The 11,325-nt window shown below is 62.1% G+C and carries 11 protein-coding genes; 7 read left to right on the forward strand and 4 right to left on the reverse strand.

Annotated features, from left to right (window positions below):
- Together CKW07_RS03600 and CKW07_RS03605 are read left to right on the forward strand one after the other, a co-directional pair.
- Positions 1 to 816 (forward strand): gamma-carboxygeranoyl-CoA hydratase, encoded by an 816-nt coding sequence (locus CKW07_RS03600; protein ID WP_095143641.1) that lies wholly within the window; start codon positions 1 to 3, stop codon positions 814 to 816.
- Positions 816 to 2,765, forward strand: coding sequence for an acetyl/propionyl/methylcrotonyl-CoA carboxylase subunit alpha (locus CKW07_RS03605; protein ID WP_095143642.1), 1,950 nt, complete (start codon positions 816 to 818; stop codon positions 2,763 to 2,765). Before CKW07_RS03600 ends, CKW07_RS03605 begins: the two co-directional genes overlap by 1 nt.
- A gap of 46 nt (positions 2,766 to 2,811) precedes the next feature.
- Here CKW07_RS03605 and CKW07_RS03610 read toward each other — a convergent pair whose 3' ends face one another.
- Entirely contained in the window at positions 2,812 to 3,477 is a 666-nt protein-coding gene (locus tag CKW07_RS03610; RefSeq protein ID WP_095143643.1) for a S24 family peptidase, read from the reverse strand.
- A 131-nt stretch (positions 3,478 to 3,608) separates the two neighbouring features.
- On the opposite strand from CKW07_RS03610, the gene CKW07_RS03615 reads away from it, so the two are divergent.
- Both CKW07_RS03615 and CKW07_RS03620 read left to right on the forward strand, forming a co-directional pair.
- Complete coding sequence (locus CKW07_RS03615) at positions 3,609 to 3,950, forward strand: DUF6124 family protein (RefSeq protein ID WP_095143644.1); 342 nt, start codon at positions 3,609 to 3,611, stop codon at positions 3,948 to 3,950.
- 521 nt (positions 3,951 to 4,471) lie between these two features.
- Positions 4,472 to 5,623, forward strand: coding sequence for a M14-type cytosolic carboxypeptidase (locus CKW07_RS03620; RefSeq protein ID WP_095143645.1), 1,152 nt, complete (start codon positions 4,472 to 4,474; stop codon positions 5,621 to 5,623).
- Positions 5,624 to 5,786: 163 nt separating this feature from the next.
- Here CKW07_RS03620 and CKW07_RS03625 read toward each other — a convergent pair whose 3' ends face one another.
- Both CKW07_RS03625 and CKW07_RS03630 read right to left on the reverse strand, forming a co-directional pair.
- Positions 5,787 to 6,329, reverse strand: a complete 543-nt coding sequence (locus CKW07_RS03625; protein ID WP_095143646.1) for a cytochrome b — start codon at positions 6,327 to 6,329, stop codon at positions 5,787 to 5,789.
- On the reverse strand, positions 6,326 to 7,411 hold the full coding sequence (locus CKW07_RS03630; protein WP_095143647.1) for a catalase family peroxidase: 1,086 nt from the start codon (positions 7,409 to 7,411) through the stop codon (positions 6,326 to 6,328). The genes CKW07_RS03625 and CKW07_RS03630 overlap by 4 nt, the downstream gene beginning before the upstream one ends.
- Positions 7,412 to 7,570: 159 nt before the next feature.
- On the opposite strand from CKW07_RS03630, the gene CKW07_RS03635 reads away from it, so the two are divergent.
- From CKW07_RS03635 to CKW07_RS03645, 3 genes are all read left to right on the forward strand, one after another.
- Complete coding sequence (locus CKW07_RS03635) at positions 7,571 to 8,077, forward strand: RNA polymerase sigma factor (RefSeq protein WP_095143648.1); 507 nt, start codon at positions 7,571 to 7,573, stop codon at positions 8,075 to 8,077.
- A complete protein-coding gene (locus CKW07_RS03640; RefSeq protein WP_095143649.1) occupies positions 8,074 to 8,826 on the forward strand; it encodes an anti-sigma factor in 753 nt (250 codons plus the stop codon). The genes CKW07_RS03635 and CKW07_RS03640 overlap by 4 nt, the downstream gene beginning before the upstream one ends.
- A gap of 363 nt (positions 8,827 to 9,189) precedes the next feature.
- Positions 9,190 to 10,515: a leucine-rich repeat-containing protein kinase family protein gene (locus CKW07_RS03645; RefSeq protein ID WP_095143650.1), complete on the forward strand. Its 1,326-nt coding sequence runs from the start codon at positions 9,190 to 9,192 to the stop codon at positions 10,513 to 10,515.
- A 57-nt stretch (positions 10,516 to 10,572) separates the two neighbouring features.
- Here the strand turns inward: CKW07_RS03645 and CKW07_RS03650 are convergent, their stop codons facing one another.
- Entirely contained in the window at positions 10,573 to 11,277 is a 705-nt protein-coding gene (locus CKW07_RS03650; protein ID WP_095078906.1) for a YebC/PmpR family DNA-binding transcriptional regulator, read from the reverse strand.
- Positions 11,278 to 11,325 lie beyond the last annotated feature (48 nt).

Raw genomic sequence — 11,325 nt, forward strand, 5'->3', positions numbered from 1 at the left:
ATGAGCGACTTCAATACCCTGGAACTGCTGACCGACCCCCGTGGTTTCGCCACGCTGTGGCTCAGTCGCGAAGCGAAGAACAACGCCTTCAACGCCGAAATGATTCGCGAGCTGATCCTGGCCCTGGACAAGGTTCAGGGCGACCCGAACCTGCGTTTTCTGCTGGTGCGCGGACGCGGCAAGCATTTCAGCGCCGGTGCGGACCTGTCCTGGATGCAGCAGTCGGCCGAACTCGACTACCACACCAACCTGGATGACGCCCGCGAGCTCGCCGAGTTGATGTACAACCTGGCCAAGCTGAAGATCCCGACCCTGGCGGTGGTACAAGGTGCGGCCTATGGCGGCGCCCTGGGCCTGATCAGTTGCTGCGACATGGCCATCGGTGCCGATGAGGCGCAGTTCTGCCTGTCGGAAGTACGCATCGGCCTGGCACCCGCGGTGATCAGCCCCTTCGTCGTACAAGCCATCGGCGAGCGTGCAGCCCGTCGTTATGCCCTGACGGCAGAACGCTTCAGCGGCGTACGCGCCCGGGAAATCGGCCTGCTCAGCGAAAGCTATCCGGTGGGCGAACTGGAGCCACAGGTCGAGCACTGGATCAATAACCTGTTGCTCAACAGCCCGCAGGCCATGCGCTCAAGCAAGGAACTGCTGCGTGAGGTCGGCAACGGCGCCCTGAACCCCGCGCTGCGCCGTTATTGCGAAAATGCCATCGCGCGGATCCGGGTCAGCCCCGAGGGGCAGGAAGGCTTGCGTGCCTTTCTGCAAAAACGGCCGCCGAGCTGGCAGGTCGAATCCACCACCAAGGAGCCGCGTTGATGAGCGCACCTGTACTCACCACCCTGCTGGTGGCCAACCGTGGCGAAATCGCCTGCCGTGTGATGCGCACCGCCAAAGCGCTGGGCCTGACCACCGTGGCCGTGCACAGTGCCACCGACCGGGACGCACGGCACAGCCGCGAAGCGGATATCCGCGTGGACCTGGGCGGCAGCAAGGCGGCTGACAGCTACCTGCAAATCGACAAACTGCTGGCCGCCGCCAAAGCCAGCGGCGCCCAGGCGATTCACCCGGGCTATGGTTTCCTCTCGGAAAACGCCGGCTTTGCCCGCGCCATTGAAGCGGCCGGCCTGATTTTCCTCGGCCCACCTGCGTCGGCCATCGACGCCATGGGCAGCAAATCCGCGGCCAAGGCCTTGATGGAAACCGCCGGCGTGCCGCTGGTACCGGGTTACCACGGCGAAGCCCAGGACCTGGAAACCTTCCGCGACGCCGCCCAGCGCATCGGCTACCCGGTCCTGCTCAAGGCAACGGCCGGCGGTGGTGGCAAAGGCATGAAAGTGGTCGAGGACGTCAGCCAGCTGGCAGAAGCCCTGGCCTCGGCCCAGCGTGAAGCCCTGTCGTCGTTCGGCGACTCGCGGATGCTGGTGGAGAAGTACCTGCTCAAGCCACGCCACGTGGAAATCCAGGTGTTCGCCGATCAACACGGCAACTGCCTGTACCTCAATGAGCGTGACTGCTCGATCCAGCGTCGTCACCAGAAAGTCGTCGAAGAGGCCCCTGCCCCCGGCCTGAGCGCGGAACTGCGCAAGGCCATGGGCGAGGCGGCGGTCCGTGCCGCGCAAGCCATTGGCTATGTCGGCGCCGGTACCGTGGAGTTCCTGCTCGATTCGCGGGGTGAGTTCTTCTTCATGGAGATGAACACTCGCCTGCAAGTCGAACACCCGGTCACGGAGGCCATCACCGGCCTCGACCTGGTCGCCTGGCAGATCCGCGTCGCCCAGGGCGAGCCGCTGCCGATGACCCAGGCGCAGGTGCCGTTGATCGGCCATGCGATTGAAGTGCGGTTGTACGCCGAAGACCCGGGCAATGACTTCCTCCCGGCCACCGGCCATCTGGCGCTGTACCGTGAGTCCGCCGCCGGTCCTGGCCGTCGTGTGGACAGCGGCGTCGAGGAAGGCGACACCGTTTCACCGTTCTACGACCCGATGCTCGGCAAGCTCATTGCCTGGGGCGAGGATCGCGAACAGGCACGCTTGCGCCTGCTGAGCATGCTCGACGAGTTCGCCATTGGCGGCCTGAAGACCAACATCAGCTTTCTGCGCCGAATCGTCGCTCACCCGGCATTCGCCGCCGCTGAACTGGACACCGGGTTTATCCCGCGCTACCAGGAGCAATTGCTGCCCGCTTCCCGCGAACTCAGCGATGAGTTCTGGCAGGCCGCCGCTCAAGCGTTTGCGCAAAGCCAGGCACACAGCGTACGCAGCGATGACCCGGGTTCACCCTGGGCCATTGGCAACGGGTTCCGCGCCGGATTACCCGCCGAAACCACGCTGCACTTGAGCTGTGAGGGCCAGGATCGGGCCGTCACCCTGGCCCCGGCTGACAGGCGTCATGCCGAACTGGTCGATGAACAGTTGCGGGTGGAGCATCACGGCCTGCGCCGCCAGCATCGCGCAATCCGCCACGGCGACAGCCTGTACCTGCAATGGGAAGGCGAACTGCACAGCGTCAAGCAGTACGACCCGATTGCCGCAGTCGAAGCCAGCCATAGCCACCACGGAGGGTTGACCGCGCCGATGAACGGCAGCATCGTGCGCGTCCTGGTGGAGCCGGGACAGACCGTCGAAGCCGGGGCACAATTGGTGGTACTCGAAGCCATGAAAATGGAGCACAGCATCCGTGCACCCCATGCCGGCGTGGTCAAGGCCTTGTATTGCCAGGAAGGTGAGATGGTCAACGAAGGCAGTGCGCTGGTGGAGTTCGACTAACCACCACCCACTGCCAGAGAGGTCCTGCGCGCCAGGACCTCGCTGATCAGAACTTCGCGGTAGCCTGCACCACCACGCCGATGATGTGGCAGTCGTCGGTCATCAGGGCCTTGGGATAGGTCGGGTTCAGCGGCACGAGGTAACGCTGGCCGCCCTCTTCTATCAACTTGCGGAAGGTCGCCTCGGCGCTGCCGGACCATTGGGCGATCACCAGTTTGCCAGGCACCGCCTCGACGGCCGGGTCGACCAGGATCAGCATGTCCTGAGCAATGCTCGGTCCGCTGGGTGCCGTCATCGCATCGCCCACCACGACCAGCCAGAACGCCGGCCCGCGGGCATGGTAATCCGACAATTCGGAGCGCCCCTTGCCGTAGGTGGGTGCTGTCGTTTCACGCACTTCGCAAAGCCCCCGCCAGTCGCTCACCGGGTAACGAAAGTACGGGTTGTACTTTTGCGCCAGCGGCATTTCATCCTCATCCGCTTCGTCATCGACTTTCGCCGCCTCGGTTTCCCTGATCACCAGGGCCACCTCAAGAAACCCCATTCCCAGTTCCCGGAGCACCCGGTTCATGTCGTCGAGGCTCGGCTGCCGACGCTTGTTCAACCAATGACCGACGCCGCCCTGCGACATGGCGAGGCGTTCAGCGAGTTTTTCCTGAGTGATCCGTAGCTCACTCATCTTGGCCTTGACCAATTCAATCCATTTATCCATGGGCGGAACGATACTTCCCGTGACCAGACCCTCAACACACACATTGTAGTATTTAATTTTTCGTCATAAATACGATTGGTACTAATATTTGACCTGACCCTACGCCCCCTCTCATGGAGTAAGACCTCACCATGGATAACATCGACAAAAACCCGCAAGAGCAGGAAATCGACACCAGCTTCACCTCACTCAAGGACTGTGCCGCTACCCAGCGCGCCCTCGACTATTACTTGAAACCAACTGTTTCGGAATGGGATGTCACGGAACGCTTGTTCAACGTCAAACGTCACGTCAGCAGCGAGGAAGCCCTGGTCCATGCCTCAGGCCTGCTGCGCTGTGCAGCGGCGAGCGCCAACGAGTCGGCGAACAGCCTGCAGGGCGCCAGCCGCGATCTGGTCTTGACGGTGGTTCACATGATCGACATGGCCAAGGCCATGGTGGAACGATCCCTGGACGGCAATCGAGCGGATTGAGCGGGAAATATTAGCGTCAACGCCGGGTTTCAGGTCAAACCGCAGGCGTCTTGCAAGGCGACAGGAAAAATATTTCCTATGAGGCAGGTGAAAACATTTGACTTGCAAACGATAATGATTATTATTGCATCAGCTGGTCGCGAGATCAGTCGATATCCCAAGAGACCTTAGGTCGGACTCTTCGAATATCTCCTCATCAGGCTAATCACGGTTTTTGACCCGGCTTTTTGCCGGGTCTTTTTTTTGCCAGTTATTCTGGCTTTGGCTTCAGGCTAATGAAGTCGGGTACTGCTGAATTCGATGGCGCGGATGATATCAAAAGAGCATCTTTTTGCAACACGGCAGTGAGAAGACGCCTTACAGGCAATGGAAAATAGCACTTGAGAATCAATCGCATAGTCACTAAGCTGCGGCTGCGTCAAGGACGACGCCCCCCCTCAACACCCCGCAAATTGCCCTCAGCCTTCCCCCTCCCTTGCGTGTAAAGTAAGCGCCATAACAATCATATCCAGGATGAGATTATGACCGTGGCTCAACGCTCCTTTGATATCACTGCCAATTTCGACAGCGGCAACATAGAGGTGCTGGACCTCAGCAATCCGTTACAGGCCTTGCTGGCCATCAAGCCCGATACCCGCAGTCAGCACTTCCAATGGTTTCATTTCAAGGCCAGCGGCCTGCATGTGGGGCAGGAGCACTGGTTTCGCCTGAACAACGCCAGCAAATCCTCGTACAACAAAGCCTGGGACGGTTATCAGGCCGTAGCCTCCTACGACCACGTGAACTGGTTCCGCGTCCCGACGATCTTTGAAGGCGATTGCCTGCGCTTCAGCCTGGAAGCCACCCAGACGCACGCCTGGTTTGCCTACTTTGAACCCTACAGCCGCGGTCGCCATGACTGGCTGATCGAACAAGCGCTGACCAAGGCCGGCACCGAGTTGCTGGCCACCGGCAAAAGCATCGAAGGTCGTGACATTCAACTGCTGCGCAAAGGCAGTGGTGCCGAAGGCCAGCGCAAGGTCTGGATCATCGCCCAGCAGCATCCCGGCGAACACATGGCCGAGTGGTTCATGGAAGGGGTCATCGAGCGCCTGCAACAGCACAACGACCCTGAGCTGAACAAATTACTGGCCAGCGCCGACCTGTACCTGGTGCCGAACATGAACCCGGACGGTGCCTTTCACGGTCACCTGCGCACCAACGCCATGGGCCAGGACCTCAACCGCGCCTGGCAGAGCGCCAGCCCGGACATCAGCCCGGAAGTGTTCTTCGTACAGCAGCAAATGGAAAAGTACGGCGTCGACCTGTTCCTCGATATCCACGGCGATGAAGAAATCCCCTACGTGTTTACCGCCGGATGTGAAGGCAACCCGGGCTATACGCCACGGATTGCAAAGCTTGAGGAGCATTTCCGCAGCCACCTCAAACACAAGACCCGCGATTTCCAGACCACCCACGGCTATACCCGTGACGAGCCGGGCAAGGCCAACATGACCCTGGCCTGCAACAGCGTCGGCGAACAGTTCGACTGCCTGTCGCTGACCCTGGAAATGCCGTTCAAGGACAACAACGACGCCCCCAACGCCCACACCGGCTGGTCCGGCAAACGTTCGATGCAGTTGGGCAAGGATGTCTTGTCGACGGTGGCCGATATGGTCGGCGCCTTGCGCTGATCCCCTGGCATGGCGGCATGCCTCCACGACATGCCGCCATGACCTCACTCAGACGCCGCGATCCGCCGGCAATCCTCCGGCCCCAGCAAGCGCCCGTCCTGGGAGCGCAGTTCCAAAGGCCTGATAACAGCGGTGCAACGCAACGCTGCACCGCCCTGCCCGATCAGTGATCCTTGCCAGCCAACATGCTCTGCAACACGCCGTCACGGCGCACCCAGCCATGGAACAGCGCCGCGGCCAGATGCACCAGCACGGTCAGGAACAGCAGGTACGCCAGATAGCCGTGAGCCTTGCGCAGGAAGGCAAACAGCGCGGTATTGGCCGGCACAATCGACGGCAGCTGCCAGGCACTGGCGAGCATCACCGGGTCGCCTGCCGCCGAAATCATCGCCCAGCCCAGCAGCGGCAAGGTCAGCATCAAGGCATACAGCAACACATGGGAGGCCCTGGCCGCCAGTACCTGCCAGGCCGGCAAATCGGCGGGCAACGGTGGCTGGCGAGTCGAAAAGCGCACCACCAGTCGCACGATCACCAACAGCAGGATCGCGATGCCCAAGGGCTTGTGCAGGTGGATCAGCCAGGCATGGCGCTCGGACACCGAGGCGACCATACCGGCGCCGATAAACAACATCGCGATGATCATCAATGCCATCAGCCAGTGCAGCAGCCGCGCCAGCGGCGCAAAGTGGTTCGGGTACGCGCTCATTGTGCAGGCTCCTGTCTGGCGGTGGGCAACTGGCTGACTTCCTGGGTACGCCGCAGGTAGGAGTTGGCGTAGACCGCTGAACGCGCCGCCAACAGCGGGTCATCCGAGCCTTCGATGCCTGCCGGCAAGATCAGCGGGTCGTAGTTGATGTCGCGGCATTCGCCGCTGTCCTGCGCCTGGGCACGCTCCAGGACCAGGGTCCCGGCATTCAGGACGGTGCGGTCGGCAGGCCACGCCTTGCTCGCGTCATGGGTCGGGTCCGAGGGCGCCGCCAGCGTGATGTTCAACTGCCAACGCAAAGGGCCGCTGCTCAAGCGCTGGAGCAAGTCCTGTTCCAGGAAGTCCGCGCCTTGCGGTGCACTGGCGCCCGCAGCGTCCCGGGTGACGGGCACCACGCCCCAGCGTACCGCCTGGCGCTGACCTGCTGCGTTGACCAGGTAGAACGCGTTAATGCCGTTATAGCTCTCGGTCGCGTAACTGGCCGAAGGCCTGGTCGACTTCACCCATTTCAGGAAGGGCGCGGTTTCCGGGTGCGCGGCGAAAAATGCCGGTGCGGCGGCCGGATCAGGTTTGCCAGTCGCGGGATCGGGGGTCTGCACCTGTTGCAACTGAAGGAAGGCTTCAGGCGTCCCCACCGGGAACACCGGCATGCTGTTCATGCCCGTGCGCCATTGCTGGCCGTTGGCCTGGGTGAAACGCAACGCCAGGCTGCGGATCGGCACACTGCTGTCAGGGGCGTAGGGGTTACCACTGGGCAACGCAAAGCGCCCAACCACCGGCGTCCATGCCGCGCTGAAGACCTGCGCAGTGGAATACTGACGCGCCTCTCCGGAGTTTTCGAAGTAACCGATCACGCACACCCCTTTGGCGTGATTGCGTCGAAAGCCTGGGTGAACACCGTTGTTGGTCTCCAGCACATTGACCAGCGCCTTGGGGGTCAGACGCTGTGGGTCCAGTGTGCCATTGACGTAGGCAAAGGCCCCGGCCAAGGCCGCAATCACCACGCAGATCCCCGCCAGGCGCAGGATCAGGCTCCCAGGGCTCAGGGGTATTTTGTCGGGTGGCGGTGCATGATCAACCATAAAAGACTCCAGGGCCGCAGCGGGCCTGTGGGAAGGATCAATCAGACGAAAGCGCTGCCGGTTTATTCCATTGGCATGGTGTTTATTTTTCCGCGGCTGGAATAACCTCCCTTGCCAAGCGTCTCCCGGGTCCCCAACACAGTGACTGGCCAGCCCACCATGAACCCGCTCGACGAACAGTTACGTGAACTCATCCCCAGGCTGCGGCGCTTTGCCGTGTCCCTGACACGCCATCCCGGCAACGCTGACGATCTGGTGCAATCGTCGCTGGAACGCGCACTGTCGAGCTGGGGGAGCAAGCGCCCGGAAGGCGACGTGCGCGCGTGGCTGTTCGCGATCCTGTATCGGCAATTTCTCGATGCCCACCGTCGCTCGAGGCGCTATGCCCGGATGCTGGAATTTTTCACCGGGCGCGATGACCCACAGCCTTCGCTGGAACGCACCGTCATCGCGCAATCGACACTGGAAGCCTTCGACCGACTGCCCACCGAACAACGCGCGCTGTTGCTCTGGGTTTCGGTGGAAGGCTTGAGTTACAAAGAGGTCGCCGAGATCCTCGACGTCCCCACCGGTACCGTGATGTCTCGCCTGTCCCGCGCGCGCCAAGCCTTGCGCCAGCTCAGCGATGGCGAAATCAGCAGCCCTACTCTGCGGATACTCAAATGATCAGCATGCCCCCCGAGGTCAATGACCTGCACGCCTACGTCGACCACCAACTCAACGAGGCCGACCGGCGCCTGGTGGAAACCTGGCTGGCGGCCAATCCGCAGATGACCGTCCAGGTCCGCGCCTGGCAGCAGGACGCCCAGCAACTGCGCGCCGCGTTGGGCGGAGCAATGCAGCAACCGGCCAACCCGGACCTGGACCCCGGCATGATTCGCCAACACCTCAAACGCCAGTCCCGGCGTCATCTGGCCAGTGCCGCGGTGCTGCTGATCGCGGTCAGTGTCGGTGGCCTGAGTGGCTGGCAAGCACGCGAGATGAGCCTGACCGGGAGCACACCGCCGATGACCGACGCGATGCAGGCGTATCGGATGTTCGCCCAGCAAGGCATTCTGCCGGCCGATTACAAGGTCGCGGACGACGGCGACGTACAAGGTTGGCTTGACCATTACTTCACCCGGGCCAATCGCCTGCCGGACCTCTCCCCCTCAGGGTTCAAACCGGTCAGCGGGCGTTTGCTGAGCACCGATCAAGGCCCGGCGGCCATGGTGATGTACGAGAACCCGCAGGGCAGCAAGATCAGTTTCTACATTCGGCCACCCGGCCCCCGGAACAATCTGTTGCCCCGTGGCAGTCGCAGCGACGGTGAATTGCAGGCGCAGTACTGGTCAGGGGCCGGGTACAACTATGCAATGGTCAGCGAAGCCCGGGGCCCGGCCACCCAAGTGATCAAGCAGACGCTGCGGTTCTAGAACCCGACGTCCAGAATGCCGTTGCGCTAAATTGCCGTTCAACAGCGTTTCATCAACCTGATCGATGTGCTGTACGACCAGGACAAGCTCCTGATCCTCTGGGTGAGCGCGATTTCCGTGGTGAGGGAGCTTGCTCCCGTTACGGCGCGAAGCGGCCCTGAGAAGACTGTGCAGTCTTTCAGATAACATCCGGTGAGCCGTTTTTGGCCTGCTGCGCAGACCAGCGCGAGCAAGCTCGCTCGCCACGGGATAAGTGTTCGACGTCCCAAGCTGGCATTACGCCGCTGAGCCGGTATTTGCCGCTATCATGGCCACGCCTGTCAGGGCGACACACTGCTCTCTTTTCACTGGTTGGATCTGTCCATGCATACCCTTGCACAACTGCGAGCCGGAGCGCTCGCAGGCCTCAAACGTCTGGACCTGTCGTGTGGCCTGACGGAGTTCCCCGAGGAAATCTTCGACCTGGCGGACTCGCTGGAAGTGCTCAACCTCAGCGGCAACGCCCTGGAGCGCTTGCCCGATGACCTGCACCGCCTGACCCGTTTGCGCGTGCTGTTCTGCTCGAACAACCGCTTCACTGAACTGCCGGAGTGCCTGGGCCAGTGCGCGCAACTGAGCATGATCGGGTTCAAGTCCAATCAGCTGGAGCGGGTCCCTGCCGCCGCCCTGCCGCCGCTGCTGCGTTGGTTGATCCTGACCGACAACCACATCGGCGAGTTGCCGAGTGAGCTGGGCGAACGCCCGCTCCTGCAAAAACTGATGCTTGCGGGTAATCGCCTGCGACACCTGCCCGCCAGCTTGAGCCAGTGCCATCAGCTGGAACTGATCCGCATCGCTGCCAACCAGTTGACCGAATTGCCACAGTGGCTGCTGACCTTGCCGGCACTGGCCTGGCTGGCCTACGCCGGCAACCCGTTGGAAACCGAGGCCTGCGCCAGCGCCCTTGAGACCACGGCGAACATTCCCTGGCCCCACGTGCACCTGCAGCAGCCGCTGGGTGAAGGCGCCAGCGGAGTCATTCATCGGGCGCAATGGCAGCCCCCTGCACAACCGGCGCAACCGGTCGCGGTAAAACTCTACAAAGGGCACATGACCAGCGACGGCTCACCGCTGCATGAAATGAACGCCTGCATCACCGCCGGCATTCATCCGAACCTGATTCGCGTCCATGGGCGCCTCGTCGACCATCCCCAAGCCCAGGCCGGGCTGGTGATGCACTTGGTCGACCCGAGCTACCGCAACCTGGCCGACCTGCCCAGCCTGGCCTCTTGCAGCCGTGACGTGTACACCGACGACCTGCGCCTGAGTGCTGCCGTGGCGTTGAACATTGCCGCAGGCATCGCCTCGGCTGCTGCGCACCTGCATCGGCAAGGCATTACCCATGGCGACCTCTACGGCCACAACACGCTGTGCAATGAGCGCGGCGAGTGCCTGCTCGGGGACTTTGGTGCAGCGTCTTTCCACGCTACCGCCGATACCCTGGAGACCCGGGCGCTGCAACGCATCGAAGTGCGGGCCTTCGGGATTCTGCTGGGTGAGTTGCTGGAGCGGGTCGACTCGGGGTTGAGCCAGGCAGGTCGGGTGGGACTGGAGCAATTGCACACGCGCTGCTGTCAGCCAGATGTCCTGGCCCGACCGGGTTTCAGCGAGATCGTGGAAGCGTTGGCCGCCTGCGACTCAAGTCGCTAGCGGCGCACACGCCACGTGGCAAGGGAGCGTGCTCCCTCGCCACGGGTCAGGTCGGATTCAGCCCGCCAGGCCGACAAACATGTCCTGCACGTCGTCGTGGTTATCCAGGCCTTCGAGGAAGGCTTCGACTTCTTCCATTTGCGCGTCGGTCAAGCCGCTGACCGGGTTCTTTGGCTTGTAACCCAGTTTCGCCGACAACACGGTGAAGCCTTGCTCAGGCAACGCCTTCTGCACGGCATCCAGGTCGGTGGCTTCGGTGATGAACAAGGTCGCACCGTCCTCCGCCGGCTCGAAATCCTGCGCACCGGCTTCGATGGCGGCCATTTCCGGATCGGCGTCAGGGGTGTCCGGGGACGCCTCGATCATGCCGACGTGGTCGAAGTCCCAGGCTACGGAACCGGAAGCCCCCAGTTGCCCCTTGCGGAACGCCACGCGGATTTCAGCCACGGTGCGGTTGATGTTGTCGGTCACACACTCAACGATCAGCGGCACCTGGTGCGGTGCAAAACCTTCGTAGGTTACACGATGGTACTGAACGGTTTCGCCCAGTTGGCCGGAGCCTTTCTTGATGGCGCGTTCCAGGGTCTCACGGGGCATCGAGGCCTTTTTAGCCTGCTCGACCACTAGACGCAGGTGCGCGTTGGTCGCGATATCGGCGCCGTTACGCGCAGCAATGGTGATTTCTTTCACCAACTTACCGAAGATCTTGCCCTTGGCGTTGGCTGCCGCTTCTTTGTGTTTAACCTTCCACTGTGCGCCCATTACTCACTCTCTTGATCTGTGGCGCCGAGACAACTATTGGCCGACGCT

The organism is Pseudomonas sp. Irchel s3b6, assembly GCF_900187415.1.
Lineage (GTDB): Bacteria > Pseudomonadota > Gammaproteobacteria > Pseudomonadales > Pseudomonadaceae > Aquipseudomonas.